A 16,522-nucleotide genomic window follows, 5' to 3' on the forward strand; every position below is an offset into this window, starting at 1 on the left:
ACTACCTGCTCTGCAATGGATTGACGGGGAGTTTAATAGTGGCCAGTGTACCGCCCTCTGGATGGTTGTGCAGAGTAATACTGCCGTTATAGCGGTTAATTGTGGCATGGCTAAGAAATAGGCCCAAGCCCAGTCCTTTGCCCTTGGTGCTAATAAAGGGCTTGCCTAGTTGTTCGGCTACATCGGGATCAATCCCTTCACCATGGTCGCGAATCATTACCGTTAATTCATGGTTATTACCATCAACGGTGACTTCGATATTATCTGGTTTGGCATCGGCGGCATTATTTAATAAATTATTAATGGCCTGGTCCAGGGTGGTATCCACTTCCAGTGTTAATTGGTAGCAAGCCTTTGTGGCTGAAAACTGATAATGGGCGTCGGGTCGCAAGACCTGCCAGTGGTTTAATAGCTGGCTTATATAGTCGGCTAACACAACGGACTGGCGTCGACCGTGGTTGTGCGCTTCGGCGGTAGAGACCAAGCCCTGCAAGATCCTTTTACAACTGGTCAGTTGTGTATTGAGCAGTGATAAATCCTGGCCTAAATCTTTTTGCTGCTGATAATCCTGTTGTAGCTCTTCAACTAACACAGTCATGGTGGCCAGTGGTGTCCCAAGTTCATGGGCCGTGCCTGCGGCAAGGGTAGCAACCGCCAGAATCTGTTCATCGCGCAAATCGTTCTCTCGGTTGGCCGCCTGAGAAATGTCCTGCTGACGCAGGGCGTTGGCCATCTTGACGACAAAATAGGTAATCAAACCGGTACTTAAGGCGAAGGTAATCCACATGCCCACAATATGTGCGTTTAAGGCATTGCCATGTTGGCTATGGTCCATCGCCGGTTGTAAAAATGGCAGTGGCTTATAAAAAAACAATAGCAGGGTATATGCACTTAACGAGAGTCCGGCCACCACCCAGGTAAAGCGCCAGGGCAATACCGCTGCGGAAATGGTTAGAGGTACCAAATAATAAGAAACAAACGGATTGCTGGCGCCGCCGCTAAAATACAGTAGCAAGGTAAAGCTTCCCATATCCACCAGCAATTGGAAAAAATACTCAATATCCGTTACTGGCCAGGGCTGCTGTAAGCGCCAGTAAGTCAGCATATTGACCAGTGACATAAAGGCCAAAATACTTAAATGGGCCGTATCAAGCAGTGGGGGAGCGGGGCCCAGATAAATATAAATCAGTGCTGTTAATAGCGCGAAAATCAAAATCAGGCGAATAATAGCCAGACGCCTGAGGTTGGCTATTGAGGCCGTAAGTTGCAGTGATGGGGTTGGCATAGTGAGCGCTATGGTATGTGTTGTCGATATGACCGGGAGTATAGCGCAATGAGAGGGGCGAGGGGCACTGTTCTTCTGCGGTTAAATGCCGCAGTGCTGGTGCTACCAGTGGTGAGGTTTTATGCACGAATTACCACTGGATTTTGTCGATCCGGGGATATGCCCTGTGGCTGGCATACCGAGCTCATTAACGGTGAAACTGTGCGATTTGATGACAAGAAATGTTCCCAAGACTATCGCTGCTATGCGGATTTTTCGGTTAATTATTTAAGCTAATACTCAATTAATGTAAATATAATCCACAGGGAAATATAGTGTTTTGCCTTTAGCAAAACACATGTTATAACTCTCGGCAGGAAACGAAAATCACAAAAAGGACTTTATCATGGCATTGGTGTTAACCCGTAAAGAAAATCAATCGATCACGTTTACTACCGAGTCTGGTGAAATTATCCAACTGGCTGTCTCTCGCCTTTGTCGTGGCCAGGTGTCGCTATGTATTGATGCACCCAAGGCCGTACGTATAGTCAGAACCGAGTTGCTTCAGAAGGGTTTAGCCAATAACAATAAAGAGAAGCAACACTCACCGCTAAGTTAACGGCGGCCTATAGGGCTGATCTTTGATTGGCGGCTTGCGGTACTGACGGCGGTGTTGGTTTATGTCCATGTATTATGGCTGCCATCACAATAAGGGGGCTTTTTAGTCTGTTTGCAGCCACACATAATCTGTTTTTTATTTTTCAGCGCGTCATATTTTACCGGCGTAAAACTGCTGTCTTTATGTGAACCATCACATAGAGGTTGAGTTTTGCTTAGGCCGCAGGAACACCAGTAATAGGTTTTACCTTCTTCCAGGTTGACCATAAATGGGCTGTCGGCTGCTCGGGTTGGCTTGCTCATAGAGAACTCCTTAATCAGTTGCAAATAGTCTGTTGACCCTGTTTATACCATTAGAAGCAAAGTTTGGATTACTAAGAGGCTTGGTTTTTTGTGCTTGTCTGGCGGCACTATTTCGCTGGGTTACTTAAGCTGGCTGTCCCGCTTGTTATGAAACCCATACTCCTATTTGTCGTCAAAAATGTTAAATTTTTCTGACAGTTTTGCTCTGGTTATTTTGCGGCTTTTTGGTAACGATAGCTGCTCTTTTTGGCTGGGGTAGTGACTGTCGAATCTTGTGGTGTTTTCCCGTTGAAGATTGACCGTATGGGAAAGCTAAATAAGGCTCAGGCGCTATGCTGTGTTTAACTCGGTATCAGGAGTAAAAGATGATTAGTTATTCAATCATACGCAACGAGCTTACAACGGGGGACCTGGTTCTGTTCTCTGGCAAAGGTGCATTTAGTGACATTATTAAATACGGCACCATCAATAAATTCTCCCATATTGGCATGGTGATGCGCATTCCAGAGTATGACTTTCTGGCAATTTGGGAATGTACCCCCTTAACTAATGTCACTGATTTAGATGCTAATCTGCCGCGCAAGGCCGTGCAGTTGGTGCCGCTGAGTGACCGGGTGCAAAAATACAGCGGTGATATTGCAATACGGCAATTAAAGGGAGCCTCTTTAGCCACAGGGGCCTTATTAAAGTTGATGGACCTGCGCAAGCAACTGCGTGGTCAGAGCTATGACCGAGACAAGGTACAGCTATTGCAATCCGCCGCCGATGGCCCCTTTGGTCATAATAATGAGGACCTGTCTTCGATATTTTGTAGTGAGCTGGTGGCTGAGGCCTACCAGTGTCTGGGTTTGTTGGCCGATGACAAGCCCGCTAACGAATATACTCCTGCGGACTTTACCGAGCGGAATATGCGGCGGCTCTGCGGTGATTTTTTCCTCTCTGATGCGGTGCTGGTTAAGGACGATTAGGCCTCAGCCATCCCGGCCATACCCGAAACAGGGCTGGCAGTGGCTTGATTCAGGGCCATCTGCCAGTCACTGGCATCAATATCCAGCTTTTCAGTGCTTATGTAACAAATAACACTCAAATTCTGTCTGGAGAACAGGTAAAATGGCGCGCCTTTTGGAATGCCTCCATTGGGGTATCCAGCCATCCAGCACAGAGTAGGTTTTAGACGTGAGTGACAGTAATTTTGCCCAGGAAGTGAAGCAGCGACGCACTTTTGCGATTATCTCGCACCCGGATGCCGGTAAAACCACCATTACCGAGAAGCTGCTGCTATTGGGTCAGTTGATTCAGGTCGCCGGTACCGTTAAGGGCAAAAAATCCGATCGCCACGCGACTTCCGACTGGATGGGTATGGAGCAGGAGCGGGGTATCTCTGTCACCTCATCAGTCATGCAGTTCCCCTATAAAGACCGCACCGTCAATCTACTCGATACACCGGGGCACGAGGATTTCTCTGAGGATACCTATCGCACCCTAACCGCGGTGGATTCTGCCCTTATGGTGGTCGACGGCGCCAAGGGTGTCGAGGCCAGAACCATTAAATTAATGGAGGTGTGTCGTCTGCGGGATACCCCCATCCTTAGTTTTGTGAATAAGATGGACCGTGATATTCGCGACCCGATTGACCTGTTAGATGAAATTGAAGAGGTGCTATCGATACAGGGTGCGCCCATCAATTGGCCCATTGGTATGGGTAAAGAGTTTAAGGGGGTTTATAACCTCTATACCGATATTATCCATGTGTTTAAGCAAGGCCAGAGCAATGTGATTGCCGATGATATTCAAATACAAGGCCTTGACAGTGATGACGCCAAAGCCCTGTTAGGTGTTTACTACGATGACTTTGTTGACGAGATTGAGTTGGTACGCGGTGCCAGTCATGAGTTTGATTTAGACGCCTATTTGGCTGGTCAGTTAACCCCGGTCTTTTTTGGTACCGCCTTATCGAATTTTGGTGTGCGGGAAATGCTTGATGGTTTTGTTGAATGGGCACCTTCACCACTGGCAAGAAATACAGCCAGCCGCGAAGTGGCCGCCACCGAAGAAAAGTTTAGCGGCTTTGTGTTTAAAATTCAGGCCAATATGGACCCTAAACACCGCGACCGTATTGCCTTTATGCGTATTTGTTCCGGCACCTATAGCAAGGGCATGAAAATGAAGCATGTGCGTATTGCTAAAGATGTCAAAATCGCCGATGCGGTAACGTTTAAAGCCGGTGAGCGTGAGGCGGTAGAAGAAGCCCGTTCCGGTGATATTATCGGTTTGCATAATCACGGCACTATTCAAATAGGCGATACGTTTTCTGAAGGTGAAGAATTAAAGTACACCGGCATCCCGCACTTTGCGCCGGAGATGTTTCGTTTAATCCGCTTAAAAGATCCGCTAAAAGCCAAGGCCTTGCAAAAAGGTTTGCAGCAGCTATCGGAAGAGGGCTCGACTCAGGTGTTTATGCCGGTCAGTAATTCCAATTTAATTGTCGGTGCGGTGGGGCAGTTACAATATGAAGTGGTCGCCTATCGTTTAAAAGACGAGTATAAGGTTGAAGCAATCTATGAGCCGGTCAGCGTCTATACCGCCCGCTGGATAGAGTGTGATGATACTAAGATGCTTGAAGAGTTTAAAAAGAAGGCGGCGGACAATATTGCCATTGATGGCGGCGGCCACCTGACCTATCTGGCCCCCACCCGAGTTAATCTACAATTAATGGAAGAGCGCTGGCCAGATGTGAAGTTCCTCGCCACCCGAGAGCACTAATGAGCAGCCCCCAGTCGCCGTTTTATGATTTAGGTTTGCCCATGTGGTCAAACCGGCAGTGGATAGGCAGTTTATTTCCGGCGGGGGCTAACAGTAAAAATTTCTTACAACATTATTCTTCGGTATTTAATAGCGTTGAAGGCAATACCACTTTTTATGCGCTGCCCAGCGAAAGTACGGTAGCCAGTTGGCAGGCTCAAGCCCAGCCGGGCTTTCGATTTTGCTTTAAGCTACCTAGAAAAATCACCCATGAAAATTATCTGCGTTACTGCGGTGTAGAACTATCGGAGTTTCTTAAACGCTTGGAGCCTTTGGGTGAGGCGCTGGGCGCTTTTATGATCCAGCTTCCCGATAGCTTTGCCCCTGAGCAATTACCCGATCTGGAAAGCTTTCTTAAAGAGTTGCCCAGCGATTATCGTTTTTCGGTAGAGGTCAGACATCGTGATTTTTTTAATCGTGGTGATGAAGAAAAAGCGCTAAACCAAATTCTCAATCAATACCAGATCGACAGGGTTTGCTTTGATAGCCGTGCTTTGTTTAGTCGCCCGGCCATCACCGAGCAGGAAAAAGACGCTCATCGCAAAAAACCCCGCTTGCCGGTCCATGCGATTCCCACCGCCACCCACCCCATTATCCGGTTTATTGGTGGCGCAGATTTCCATCATAACCAGCAATACTTGCTGCCCTGGGTCAATAAAATTTCTCAGTGGCAGCAGCAGGGTATTAAGCCGACGCTGTTTATCCATACGCCGGATAATCTGGGTGCGCCAGAACAAGCCGCTATGTTTCATCAATTATTGAGTGAATTACCGGGTTGGCAGCCCTTGGCTAAAACAATAAAAGATGAAACTCAGTTGGCGATCTTTTAAGATAGAGCCTCTTTCTTCGCGCCTTAAACTGTGTGATAAATCGACGAGTGAAAATTCCATGAAACTAGGCATTTTAAAAACCGATGATGTGCGCCCCGAATGGGTCGATGAGTTTGGTGAATACCCGGATATGTTTGCGACCTTGTTACGGGGGGTAGATCCATCGTTAGAGATCAGCACTTATGAAGTTCAACAGGGGCAATACCCTGCGGATATCGATGAGGTCGATGCTTATTTGATGACCGGCAGTAAGTCCAGTGTCTATGACGATAAAGAGTGGATTCATCACTTGGCAGAGTTTGTACGCAGTCTGGATAAAGCGAATAAAAAACTGGTGGGTATTTGCTTTGGGCACCAGATGATTGCCCATGCCCTTGGGGGTAAAACAGAAAAATCCGACAAAGGTTGGGGCGTTGCCCGCCATACTGCCAAGCTGACCGATAAGGCCGGTGACTATGCCCAGAGCGGTACACCCTTCAGTATTTTGGTCAGTCATCAGGATCAGGTAACCGAGCCTGCTAAAGGTGCCGAGGTATTGGCTGCCAGTGATTTTTGCCCGGTGGCGATGTGCCAGTTGGGTGATCATATGCTGAGTTTTCAAGGCCACCCGGAATTTATGCCCGCCTATTCGCAGCAGTTGCTGGATTTGCGCCGGGATATCTATGGTGAGGATGTATATCAGCAGGGGGTTCAGTCGTTATCCCAACCATTGGATCAGGCTATGGTGGCGGGCTGGATTATTGATTTTCTGCGTGATTGAAATCCGCCTATGCGCCTCGATAAATATTTAACTTCCGTCACCGATCTCTCCCGGGCCGAATCCAAGCGAATACTTAAGTCTAGCGTGGTGACGGTAGATGGTGTTCGAGTCACTGACCCAAAAACGCATATTGCCGAACAGGCTGAGGTGGCTATTGATGGCGACCTGTTACGCACCGCTACGGCTCGCTATTTTATGCTGCATAAACCTCTGGGCTATGTTTCCGCGACAAAAGACCGGGAACACTTAACCGTGTTGGAATTGCTGGATGAAGATAATCTCGACCAGTTACATATCGCCGGGCGTCTGGATATTGATACCACAGGCTTGGTGCTATTAACGGATGATGGCCAGTGGTCACACCGTGTCACTTCGCCAAAGCGGGATTGTTATAAAACCTATTTGCTAGAAACCGCAGACCCTATTACCGATGAAGCCGTGGAAAAAATTGAGCAGGGTATTCATTTAGATAATGAAAAACGCCCGACCAAGCCCGCAGCGATGGAGCTTGTTGATGTGCAGACAGCAAGGCTAACCATCAGTGAAGGAAAATATCACCAGGTCAAGCGAATGCTGGCGGCGGTCGGTAATAAAGTAGAGATGTTACACCGTGAGCGCATTGGGGATATTGTTCTGGATGAAGATCTGCTGCCTGGCGAATATCGCGAACTGACCGAGACTGAGGTGGCCAGTATATGAAAGATCTGGCCTGGCAATTATTACACACTGTATTGAATACTCATGGTGGTGGGCCTGCGCTATGGCTAGTCGATGAAAATATCAGTGCGCAGGATATTGCTGCTGTTAAGGTGGTGGATACTCTACAGGCGGTCACCAATCGTTATGATGTTTATCAGGCGCTTCAGGCCAAGGGCTTTAATGCCCGCTTATCGGATTATGATTTTTCAGAGTTTGAAGCTCGCTCTTTTTCGGCTATCTACTACCGTGTCTCTAAAGAAAAAGCCGTTGTTCATCATATTATTAATGCCGCTGCCCGTTACTTAAAGCCCTTGGGTGAATTATATTTGGCAGGCTATAAAAACGAAGGTATTAAAACCTATAGCGATAAAGCCGCTAACTTATTAGCCAATCCAGCGGAAAAACATCGTGGTAGCCGAAGCACGCTATTGGCAACGATTGTTTGCGCCGATGTTGATCAGAAAGCTTTTTCTGTGAATCGTCTGGATGATAAGCACTATACCGACTTTGCTACGATTAACGCAGGTGAACTAGAGCTGGTGACTAAGCCAGGTGTGTTTGGCTGGCAAAAAATCGATCAGGGCAGTGCGTTTTTAATCGACTACCTTAAAGACCATATGGCAAGCCTGCCACAGCCTGAGTCGGTTGTTGATTTAGGTTGTGGTTATGGTTATTTATCCGTGATGGCCAGTCAGTTTTTGCCCGCCAGATATGTGGCAACGGATAATAATATAACGGCGGTTAATAGCTGTGCCCAAAATTTTTCCCAGCACCATATTGATGGTGAAGTGCTTATCGATAATTGCGCCCAAAGCATCAATACTAAAGCTGACTTAGTCCTATGCAACCCGCCTTTTCATCAGGGCTTTGATATTGATAGTGATTTAACCCTGCGTTTTTTACAGTCTTGTAAGCGTTTGCTCAATGCAAAGGGTGTGGGCTTGTTTGTGGTCAATGGTTTTATTCCATTGGAAAAGAAAGCGGCGCCGTTATTTTCCAGGGTAGAAGTGGTAGCGTCTAATCGCAGTTTTAAATTGGTATTACTTAGCTTGTAACTTCGTTAGCGCGCTTTTTAATCAGGTCGGTATCGTGGTAGATCGCGGTCTGGTTTCTGCCCGCAGCTTTAGCCAGGTAAAGAGCTTTATCGGCCTGTTCAATTAATTCATCTTTGCCAATTTCGGAATGATTGCGGCTGATACCAATACCAACACACATGGTGAGTTCTTCGCTGACGGTGGAGAGTTGATGCGGTATGGCTTTTTCTTTAATCAATGAGTGAATACGTTGAGCGATAATTTCGGCGCCCTCGATTTCGGTATTGGGTAGCAGCACGGCAAATTCTTCACCGCCATAGCGGGCCGCCAGGTCGGTTTTTCGGTTGGTGGCAGAGCGCAGTACTTCGGCTACCGCCTGGATGGCTTCATCGCCCTGTTGGTGGCCATAGTGGTCATTGTATTGTTTAAAGAAATCAATATCACACATCAGCAGTACCAGTGGGTATTTTTCCCGCTCGCTGATTTCCCAGTAGCTATTTAAGGTTTGGTCAAAGCGGCGACGGTTGGCCAGACCGGTTAAACCATCCTCTATCGATAGACGGTGTAATTTCTCGGATTGTTTTTCCAATTCATCTTGCTGTACTTCAATAAACTGAATCAATAAGTCACATTCATTACCCAGATCACCCACTTCGTCATTGCCCCGGTAATTTAAGCGGGCGGAGTAGTCGCCGGTGCTGCGAATATGAAATAGGTGTTTGCCAATTTTAAGAATCGGTTTTACCAGTACTCGGTTGAGGGTAATAATAATGATCATCCAGGAAACCATCATTACCGCCAGTGCAGTGAGAATAGGTTTGCCGATCAGGCTATCGTTAAAGGCGCGTTCATCCAATTGGACTGACAGGGTAAGTATGGGGTCGTCAAAGATATCCCGCAGATACCAGTCCATACGATTATTGTTGTCGCGATATTGCCAGGACAGGTTTTTACCCTTGAGTTGCTGGTTTTCGCCCGGGGTCAGGGTGGCAAAAGAGAAGTCCATTTTAACGATGTCCTGCACTTCTTCAGCGATAGACTGATCAACATGACGGCCGAATAATAAGCTGCCGCGAGATTCTCCGGTTTCATCACTCTTAAGCACACTATAGGAAGAGAAAATCAGCGGGCCCTTGGTGGTGTTGACGATACCGCTATTGGATAAGGGGGCGCCTGGCCGAGTGCGATAAGGGTCGGCAAAATAGGGCCTTAATTCTTCGGGGTTATAGGCGTCAGGGGGGAAAAAGCGTTCAGCGGCAAGGTCCACATAGCCATACCAAACAATATTGCCGTCTCGGTCAGCCAGTATGGCAACATCAAAATCATGTCGGAGAAAGTTATCGATACCCAGATTGCTGGCAATATATTGCTCACTGGGATTGGCGAGAAATTCAAAGGTGTCATCCCAGACGCCATAGTCATAGGCGAGGGTATTGATCACATTTCTCACCATATCGAAGCCAATAGCCACCCGCTGGACATCTTTGCGGTCAGCTTTGGCTTCCAGCTCTACCAGCTCCGGGTAGACGAAGGTGCGCTGTATATAGATCGCTGAGCTAAAGCTCATGGCCGTGATCACCAGCAACAGCAGCAGTGTTTTAGTCGGTAACTTCATGTTAGGACATTGTTGATTATTTTGACTGCAGTATAGTCAAAAAGTAGACAATGTCCTCCCCGATAGCGGCCTTCTATCAAAGCAGGGGTTTAGCTGGCCAGAGCGGCTTTAATGGCGCTATCGATTTTTTCCGGTTTGGTGGCCGGAGCGAAGCGTTGCAGTACTTTGCCCTCTTTATTAACCAGAAACTTGGTGAAATTCCATTTGATCTTTTGTGAGCCCAAAATACCGGGCGCTTCGCTCTTCAGGTGTTGAAATAAAGGGTCAGTGCCGGGGCCGTTAACATCGATTTTGGCGTGCATGGGGAAGCTGACACCATAGTTAAGCTGGCAGAACTCCTGGATTTCATCATTGCTGCCGGGGTCTTGCTGGCCAAATTGGTTACAGGGGAAGCCTAATATTTCCAGGCCCTGGTCTTTATATTCCTGATAGAGCTTCTCCAGCCCTTCAAATTGCGGCGTCAGGCCGCATTTGCTGGCGGTGTTGACGATGAGCAGTACCTTGCCCTGATAATCCGCCAGGGTTTTCTTTTGACCGTTCATTGTTTCGGCTTCAAAGTCGTGGGTTGAGGTCATGGGCTGGTCTCCGTCAAATGGGTTGTTTTATTGTTTAGGTCCATCATACGCTAAAAGGGGCCTGTCTGGATGACTGGCAGCGATTGGCTTTGTTGTTTGGCCTCAGAATGGTGTAATCCGTCACTGATTAGTTTACAGATAACCTGAGTAGTACTACGCTGTGTCTAAGTAAATAGCTAAAAAGTATTAGGTGTAAATAAAAAGTTCCTATGGGCTTATTACATAACAAAAGCAAAGCTGTTGGAATCTCCACAATCAGAAGGCTGCTGGCTACGAGTGTGCTATTGGCTGCAAGTTCGCACTCCTTTGGCGATAAACACGATGACCTGTTCGACTTGTCCTTAGAGTCCTTGTCAGAGATCTCAGTTGCCTCCCTGTTTTTGGAAAGCGAACAGTATGTTGGCTCTTCCGTGTCTTCCATTAGTGAGAAGGAATGGCGGCAACAAGGCGCTGAAAAGACCTTTGAGGCGATTGAGCACTTTCCCGGTATTTATCTGAGTGAGCATATCAACGGCATGGTGACCCCTTCGTTCCGCGGTCATACACGCCCCGATCAATACAATAGCTTTCTGGTCTTGCTGGATGGCATTCCACTGAATAATTACAGCAGTGCTTCGGCCACCTATGGCACGCCCAACTTTGCATTAGGCAATCTGGAGCGTATTGAAGTTATCCGGGGCCCCGGTTCTGCCTTATATGGTGCCGATGCTTTCCATGGTGTTGTCTCCTTGAATAGCTGGGATAGTGAGCAGGATGTTGCCGAGTTGAGAACCGAGTTTGGCCAATATGGTTTGGCCAAGATAAGTGCTCGTGCTCGCTACGGTGTGACAGAGGATATTCAATTTACCAGTATCGTGTCCTACGATACGGTGGATGACCTTGAGATTGAGGATACTTTTACCCTGGGCGGTGCGCCGGTCAAGTCGGAGATAACTGGCGGCTATGACAACCTGACCACTACTCAAAAACTGTCTATTCACGATGTCGATATTGCCTTTTATTACTCTGAGCATGAAGTGGAAGATAGTTGGGGTACCGGTGAGGCCGGTGGCTTCCCCAATGGTCATCATACTGATGGTTCGTCAACTATGACGGCATTAAGCGCCTCCTACGAGTTTCCTCTGGCGAACAACTGGTCGCTGGATAGCAAAGTCTTTTATATTGAGGATGAGTTATTTGGCTCCTTTGGCCTGGCCAATGTGGGTGGGCCACCAATGGCTCCCACATTTGATTGGGATAGCGAAGATAAGCGCCGGGGTATTGCTCTGGTAGCGAAAAAGCCCATGGATAATCAGCAGACACAGGTCTTGTTTGGCTATAACTATGACCATATGGAAGTGGAAAAATTTTCCGCCGCCTTGCAGGATAGCCCGCCTTCAGTTGAGGGTGTGGATAGAGAATTAAATGGTGTTATGGGTCAGGTGGACCAGCGTTTGTTTGAGGGACAGCTACAGTTAATCCTCGGTGCGCGCTTTGATCATTACAGCGATTTTGGTGATAACTTTGCTCCCCGATTATCGGTGATCTATCACCCCAGCCGGGATAGTGCGCTGAAATTTTTATATGGCGAGGCATTCCGTGCGCCCTCGGTCAATGAGCAGATTGATAACGGTATTGTGAAGGGCGGTGGTGCGGCACTGGACCCGGAAGAAGTGAATACTTACGAAATTATCTGGATGTCTCAAGGTAAGAATTGGCGCTATAGCGTCAATACCTATTTGTCTGAGGTAACGGGCACGATTGATATTGGTATTTCATCGGACCCCGGCTTTTTTCTGGAGTACGGCAATAATACAGACTCAGAATCTTACGGTATTGAGTTGGAAGGGATGCGCCGTATTAATAACTGGTTTTTCTCGGGCAATATCGCCTATAACCAGACTAAGCAGGTTGAACCCAGTGAGATCCGTGATCACAACCCGGCCTATCCGGATGTGATTGCTAATATGGAGATCAAGTACCAGACTGACAATCAGGTGACCTATGCTCTTAACCATATTATTCAAAATGGCCGTCGCACTTTAAGCGAGCCTACGCTAACCCCGTCTTACCTGAATAACTCTCTGTCTTCCCTGCAACGCACAGATTTTTATGTGGGCAAAGAGTTTGGTAAAGCCGGACGCTCATTTGAGATGTTTTTAACGGTGCGGGATTTGATGGATAACGAAGATACGAAAAGCGCGATGAATTTGATTGAGGTAGGCACGGCAACCGCCGGTCGCCGTATCAATGTCGGTTTTGAGATGCGTTTTGAGTAGCCGCTATTAAGCCGGTTGTGGGGTGGCCAGTTGCAGGGTCAATTGCTGCAAGCGCTTACGCTGCATTTTCAATGAGTAGTCCAATTCCTTAAAGCGTGTGCGCAGTGCGGTTTGTTCCCATTTGCGGTGCAATTCCTCTGAAATTTCCTGGGTGGCTTCATTAAAGCGGTCCCGCTTTTGTTCATACCACTGCTGCCGCAGGGCGTTCCATTCATTCATATTGGCGCTTAGTTGTTGGTACTCACTATCAATACAGGCTTGCCATTCTCTAATTATTTCCCCTGGTGCGCTAATCGAGGCCAGTGTTTCTTCAGCTTGTTTAAACTGCATATCCAGTAGCGCACGGTGGATTTTAAAGCTGGGGATGCGGTTAAGGTCTTTGGTTAAGCCGACCCAGGTACCGGCTTTGATCAGCCATTTGGTGGGGTCAAATTGCCACCAGCGTGCGCCATTGCGGTAATCGTTTTGGAACAGGTGGTGGAAGTTATGGTAGCCCTCACCATAGGTAAAAAAGGCCAGCACAATATTATCCCGCGCGGTGTTCTCGTCGGTATAAGGCTGCTTGCCCCAAAAATGTGCCAGTGAGTTGATAAAGAAGGTGGTGTGATGGCTAACCACCAGCCGCAGTACCCCAACGATCAGTAGTGCGCCTATGATATCCCCAACCAGCCAGCCGATCAGCAGGGGGGGGATAAAGTTCATGCTGATGGCGATGGCGAGATAGTGCTTATGCTGCCAGGCCACAATAGGGTCGCGTTGCAAGTCTTTGGCATTGCTAAAGTCGTTGGCCTTTTTGTCATAGCTTCTCAGCATCCAGCCTATATGAGAGAACCATAGGCCGCGCTTGGCAGAATAGGGATCTTGTTCGGTATCATCCACATGGCGATGATGGCGGCGGTGGCCGGAGCACCAGACCAGCGCGCTATTTTGCAGTGCCGCAGCCCCAAATAAGGCGAAAAACAGCCGCAGTGCCGGGTGAGCCTTGTAGGCATTATGGGACCAAAGTCGGTGGTAGCCCGCGGTTATAGATAGGCCGTTGGCCCAGAGAAAGGCAAAGAAAAACAGCGCCAGCCAGCCGTTATAGCCATATTGGTAGCCATACCAAGGCACAACAGTCAGTGATATCAATAGGGTTGATGAGAAAATTATGGTCTGTAGCCATAAAATGGGCGGTTTTTCAGGTCGCGATTTCGGCATAACTCACACGGCATAATGAATAGTCAGGCCCGATACTAGCCAATTTTGTGGCCCTTGGATAGTCGTGGTAGTTACCTACTAATTGGGGGTATTTCGTGCTTGGTTTTTAGCCGATTTAGGGGGCTTTGGCGGTAAAAATAGCCCGGCGAGGGGCGGGATAGCCCTCAATACTCTTGCTGCTATCTTCCGGGTCCAAAAACTGTTGCAGTGAGTGGAAGGTCATCCATTCGGTGCTGCGTTGTTCTTCGGTGGAGGTGTCGGTGACATCAACCAGCTGGATATCTTTAAAACCGACCTTTTTTAGCCATAGCATCATGGTGGGGCAGCTGGGTAAAAACCAGACATTGCCCATGCGGGCATAGCGGCCCTCGGGGACCAGTACTTCCCCTTCTTTGCCTTCAATAACCAGTGTTTCCAATACCAGCTCACCACCTTGGCAGAGGCTGTCCCGCAGTTCCATCAGGTGATCAAATGGGGAGCGGCGGTGATAGAGTACGCCCATAGAGAACACCGTATCGAAAAAGCGCATCTTATGTGGCAGATGTTCAATCCCCATAGGTAGCACCGTGACATGGTGATCCTGAATATATTTTTGCAGGGTAAAAAATTGCACGATAAATAGTGGTGTGGGGTCGATGCCTATCACCAGCTCAGCCCCGGCACCGCGCATCCGCCAGCAGTGGTAACCGCTGCCACAGCCGATATCCAGCACTTTTCTGCCGTTTAAGGGTTCAATATGGTCTTTCAGGCGGTCCCATTTCCAGTCAGAGCGCCACTCGGTATCAATCTCGACGCCCATTAGATTAAAGGGGCCTTTACGCCAGGGGTGCAAGCCCTGCAGTTGTTGCTGGAAGTCCTGCTGCTGCTCCGGGCTTAGTGGATGATTGCCGGTGAGGCTAATGGCGGCTTGATTCAGGTCGTAGCTGGCTATCGGCCAGTCAGGCAGCTGCGCTAAGACCGACTTCCAGCGTGGCAAGTCGCCATAGCGTTTTTCATCCAGCCCCTTGCTGATTTGCTCGGGGATTTGCTGTAGCCATGAGCCCAGTGATTCCCGGTAGTCATCATGGCTGTTGAGCTGTTGTAAAAAGGGCTGGTAATCAATCATGCTGGCGGCTGACCCTTAATGGCGACCAGTGAGGCAAAATTAAAACACTGGAACCAGACATCGACACTATGAAAGCCAACGGTTTTTAAACGCTGCTGGTGGGTGGCAATGGTTTCGGGAAGTAAGACGTTTTCCAGGGCGGTGCGTTTTTGGCTAATTTCCATATCGCTATAACCATTGGCCCGTTTAAAGCTATGGTGCAGGTCGGTATTGAGTTCTTGCAGATGAGGGTCGTCAAAGCAGAACTTTTCAGACAGCACCAGAATACCGCCATCGAGCATACCGTTATAGATTTTGGCTAATAGCGTTTGCCGTTCCTCTTTACTGATAAATTGCAGCGTAAAATTCAGTACCACGACAGAGGCGTTTTCAATATCCACATCCTGAATATTGGCCTCAACTAATTCAACCGGGGTATTGGCCGTGTCCTGATCAATAATTTGCTGGCAGCGTTGTTGCATCGCCGCTGAATTATCCACCGCAATAATTTTACAATCGCGCTGATCAAGCTGCTGCCGCATAGCCAGGGTAGAGGCTCCCAATGAGCTGCCCAGGTCATAGCAGTGGCTATGGGTTTGAGCATAGCGTTCTGCCAATACGCCGGTCATCGCGATAATGGTGCTATAGCCGGGCACCGAGCGCTGGATCATATCGGGAAATACCTGCACCACCTTTTCGTCAAAGCTAAAGTTGGCAATAGAGCCCAGAGGTTGCGAGTAAATAGAATCTTTGTCGCTCATGGTTCTGACGGTTGCTATGGTGGTGGATAGGGTGCGGATTCTAACATAAGCTCGTTGTGCTTGGCAGGCTGTTGCGCCATGCCATTGGGCGTGGCACCCTTGCGGGATATTTTAGTCAAGGCAAAAACATGTCCGAACAATCCAACCCACTGGTCGTGCCTATTCTGGCGATATTAAAAACCGCTGAGCGGTCGCTGAGTGAGTATGAGGTGATTGGCGAGTTGCAGCAGCGTTTGCATACGATGGATAAATCCGCACTGGCAAAGCCTCTGGCGCTTTTCCAGACGCACTTTTTAGTGATGAATGCTTTATACCAGTTGCAAGCTACGCTGCTTGAAGAGGATCTGCAGTTAGTGGTTTCGCCCTTAACGATTGAGATCAGGGCCAAGCATTCACGACTAACCACAGAATTAGCCGAAGAGGGCGTTGAGGCATCCTTGCGTAGTTATTATTTGGATTGGTCAAATATGGAGGCAACCACTGCGGCGGATGTTGATAGCTTGCTAACGGGTTTTTGGCAGTATTATCTGGCGGAAGATAAACAGTTGGAGGCTTATATAGCACTGGGCTTGGATGCGGGAGCTCCGTGGCCTGATGTGCAGCAGCGTTATCGCTCTCTGGTAGCCGAGCATCACCCGGACCGAGGTGGTGATGCTGCTAAATTTATGGCTATCCGCGAGGCCTATGAAATATTACAAAAAACCGCTGTTATTCCAGGTTAA

The 16,522-nt window shown here is 48.3% G+C and carries 17 protein-coding genes; 9 read left to right on the plus strand and 8 right to left on the minus strand.

Annotated features, from left to right (window positions below):
- Position 1: 1 nt before the first annotated feature.
- Positions 2-1,285 carry an ATP-binding protein gene (locus BST96_RS11070; RefSeq protein WP_085758768.1) on the minus strand — a complete coding sequence of 428 codons (1,284 nt, stop codon included), beginning with the start codon at positions 1,283-1,285 and terminating at the stop codon, positions 2-4.
- 385 nt (positions 1,286-1,670) lie between these two features.
- Between BST96_RS11070 and BST96_RS11075 the strand changes: the two genes are divergently transcribed.
- The gene (locus BST96_RS11075) at positions 1,671-1,883 is read left to right on the plus strand and encodes a carbon storage regulator (protein ID WP_085758769.1); all 213 of its coding nucleotides are present in this window, start codon (positions 1,671-1,673) and stop codon (positions 1,881-1,883) included.
- A gap of 59 nt (positions 1,884-1,942) precedes the next feature.
- Here BST96_RS11075 and BST96_RS11080 read toward each other — a convergent pair whose 3' ends face one another.
- A complete protein-coding gene (locus tag BST96_RS11080; protein ID WP_085758770.1) occupies positions 1,943-2,185 on the minus strand; it encodes a CDGSH iron-sulfur domain-containing protein in 243 nt (80 codons plus the stop codon).
- A gap of 365 nt (positions 2,186-2,550) precedes the next feature.
- On the opposite strand from BST96_RS11080, the gene BST96_RS11085 reads away from it, so the two are divergent.
- Complete coding sequence (locus BST96_RS11085) at positions 2,551-3,153, plus strand: C40 family peptidase (protein ID WP_085758771.1); 603 nt, start codon at positions 2,551-2,553, stop codon at positions 3,151-3,153.
- Here BST96_RS11085 and BST96_RS21305 read toward each other — a convergent pair.
- Positions 3,150-3,272 (minus strand): hypothetical protein, encoded by a 123-nt coding sequence (locus BST96_RS21305; protein ID WP_276206913.1) that lies wholly within the window; start codon positions 3,270-3,272, stop codon positions 3,150-3,152. The genes BST96_RS11085 and BST96_RS21305 overlap by 4 nt on opposite strands.
- Positions 3,273-3,361: 89 nt before the next feature.
- Here BST96_RS21305 and BST96_RS11090 point away from each other — a divergent pair, with 89 nt between their 5' ends.
- The 5 genes from BST96_RS11090 to BST96_RS11110 are packed head-to-tail and all read left to right on the plus strand — an operon-like array spanning position 3,362 to position 8,331.
- Positions 3,362-4,948: a peptide chain release factor 3 gene (locus tag BST96_RS11090; protein ID WP_085758772.1), complete on the plus strand. Its 1,587-nt coding sequence runs from the start codon at positions 3,362-3,364 to the stop codon at positions 4,946-4,948.
- Positions 4,948-5,817, plus strand: coding sequence for a DUF72 domain-containing protein (locus tag BST96_RS11095; RefSeq protein ID WP_085758773.1), 870 nt, complete (start codon positions 4,948-4,950; stop codon positions 5,815-5,817). Before BST96_RS11090 ends, BST96_RS11095 begins: the two co-directional genes overlap by 1 nt.
- Positions 5,818-5,875: 58 nt before the next feature.
- Positions 5,876-6,577 carry a glutamine amidotransferase-related protein gene (locus BST96_RS11100; RefSeq protein WP_085758774.1) on the plus strand — a complete coding sequence of 234 codons (702 nt, stop codon included), beginning with the start codon at positions 5,876-5,878 and terminating at the stop codon, positions 6,575-6,577.
- A 9-nt stretch (positions 6,578-6,586) separates the two neighbouring features.
- Entirely contained in the window at positions 6,587-7,276 is a 690-nt protein-coding gene (gene rsuA / locus BST96_RS11105) for a 16S rRNA pseudouridine(516) synthase RsuA (protein ID WP_085758775.1), read from the plus strand.
- Positions 7,273-8,331 (plus strand): methyltransferase, encoded by a 1,059-nt coding sequence (locus BST96_RS11110; RefSeq protein ID WP_085758776.1) that lies wholly within the window; start codon positions 7,273-7,275, stop codon positions 8,329-8,331. The genes rsuA and BST96_RS11110 overlap by 4 nt, the downstream gene beginning before the upstream one ends.
- Here BST96_RS11110 and BST96_RS11115 read toward each other — a convergent pair.
- Entirely contained in the window at positions 8,321-9,925 is a 1,605-nt protein-coding gene (locus BST96_RS11115; protein ID WP_085758777.1) for a diguanylate cyclase domain-containing protein, read from the minus strand. The two genes, BST96_RS11110 and BST96_RS11115, sit on opposite strands and share 11 nt — an antisense overlap.
- An 89-nt stretch (positions 9,926-10,014) precedes the next feature.
- Positions 10,015-10,500 (minus strand): glutathione peroxidase, encoded by a 486-nt coding sequence (locus BST96_RS11120; protein ID WP_085758778.1) that lies wholly within the window; start codon positions 10,498-10,500, stop codon positions 10,015-10,017.
- A gap of 284 nt (positions 10,501-10,784) precedes the next feature.
- Between BST96_RS11120 and BST96_RS11125 the strand changes: the two genes are divergently transcribed.
- Positions 10,785-12,758 carry a TonB-dependent receptor plug domain-containing protein gene (locus tag BST96_RS11125; protein ID WP_169713971.1) on the plus strand — a complete coding sequence of 658 codons (1,974 nt, stop codon included), beginning with the start codon at positions 10,785-10,787 and terminating at the stop codon, positions 12,756-12,758.
- A 6-nt stretch (positions 12,759-12,764) separates the two neighbouring features.
- Here BST96_RS11125 and BST96_RS11130 read toward each other — a convergent pair whose 3' ends face one another.
- From BST96_RS11130 to cmoA, 3 genes are all read right to left on the minus strand, one after another.
- Positions 12,765-13,955, minus strand: coding sequence for an acyl-CoA desaturase (locus BST96_RS11130; protein WP_085758780.1), 1,191 nt, complete (start codon positions 13,953-13,955; stop codon positions 12,765-12,767).
- 115 nt (positions 13,956-14,070) lie between these two features.
- Positions 14,071-15,060, minus strand: coding sequence for a tRNA 5-methoxyuridine(34)/uridine 5-oxyacetic acid(34) synthase CmoB (cmoB, locus tag BST96_RS11135; protein ID WP_085758781.1), 990 nt, complete (start codon positions 15,058-15,060; stop codon positions 14,071-14,073).
- On the minus strand, positions 15,057-15,800 hold the full coding sequence (cmoA, locus tag BST96_RS11140) for a carboxy-S-adenosyl-L-methionine synthase CmoA (protein WP_085758782.1): 744 nt from the start codon (positions 15,798-15,800) through the stop codon (positions 15,057-15,059). The genes cmoB and cmoA overlap by 4 nt, the downstream gene beginning before the upstream one ends.
- Positions 15,801-15,928: 128 nt before the next feature.
- Here cmoA and BST96_RS11145 point away from each other — a divergent pair, with 128 nt between their 5' ends.
- On the plus strand, positions 15,929-16,522 hold the full coding sequence (locus tag BST96_RS11145; protein ID WP_085758783.1) for a DNA-J related domain-containing protein: 594 nt from the start codon (positions 15,929-15,931) through the stop codon (positions 16,520-16,522).

It is taken from the genome of Oceanicoccus sagamiensis, from assembly GCF_002117105.1.
In the GTDB taxonomy this organism is placed as follows: Bacteria; Pseudomonadota; Gammaproteobacteria; order Pseudomonadales; family Dasaniaceae; genus Oceanicoccus; species Oceanicoccus sagamiensis.

Coding starts and splice junctions, on each gene's coding strand:
- BST96_RS11070 (WP_085758768.1), bottom strand. CDS start 1,285: ATGCCAACCCCATCACTGCAACTTACGGCCTCAATAGCCAACCTCAGG.
- BST96_RS11075 (WP_085758769.1), top strand. CDS start 1,671: ATGGCATTGGTGTTAACCCGTAAAGAAAATCAATCGATCACGTTTACT.
- BST96_RS11080 (WP_085758770.1), bottom strand. CDS start 2,185: ATGAGCAAGCCAACCCGAGCAGCCGACAGCCCATTTATGGTCAACCTG.
- BST96_RS11085 (WP_085758771.1), top strand. CDS start 2,551: ATGATTAGTTATTCAATCATACGCAACGAGCTTACAACGGGGGACCTG.
- BST96_RS11095 (WP_085758773.1), top strand. CDS start 4,948: ATGAGCAGCCCCCAGTCGCCGTTTTATGATTTAGGTTTGCCCATGTGG.
- BST96_RS11100 (WP_085758774.1), top strand. CDS start 5,876: ATGAAACTAGGCATTTTAAAAACCGATGATGTGCGCCCCGAATGGGTC.
- rsuA (WP_085758775.1), top strand. CDS start 6,587: ATGCGCCTCGATAAATATTTAACTTCCGTCACCGATCTCTCCCGGGCC.
- BST96_RS11110 (WP_085758776.1), top strand. CDS start 7,273: ATGAAAGATCTGGCCTGGCAATTATTACACACTGTATTGAATACTCAT.
- BST96_RS11115 (WP_085758777.1), bottom strand. CDS start 9,925: ATGAAGTTACCGACTAAAACACTGCTGCTGTTGCTGGTGATCACGGCC.
- BST96_RS11120 (WP_085758778.1), bottom strand. CDS start 10,500: ATGACCTCAACCCACGACTTTGAAGCCGAAACAATGAACGGTCAAAAG.
- BST96_RS11130 (WP_085758780.1), bottom strand. CDS start 13,955: ATGCCGAAATCGCGACCTGAAAAACCGCCCATTTTATGGCTACAGACC.
- cmoB (WP_085758781.1), bottom strand. CDS start 15,060: ATGATTGATTACCAGCCCTTTTTACAACAGCTCAACAGCCATGATGAC.
- cmoA (WP_085758782.1), bottom strand. CDS start 15,800: ATGAGCGACAAAGATTCTATTTACTCGCAACCTCTGGGCTCTATTGCC.
- BST96_RS11145 (WP_085758783.1), top strand. CDS start 15,929: ATGTCCGAACAATCCAACCCACTGGTCGTGCCTATTCTGGCGATATTA.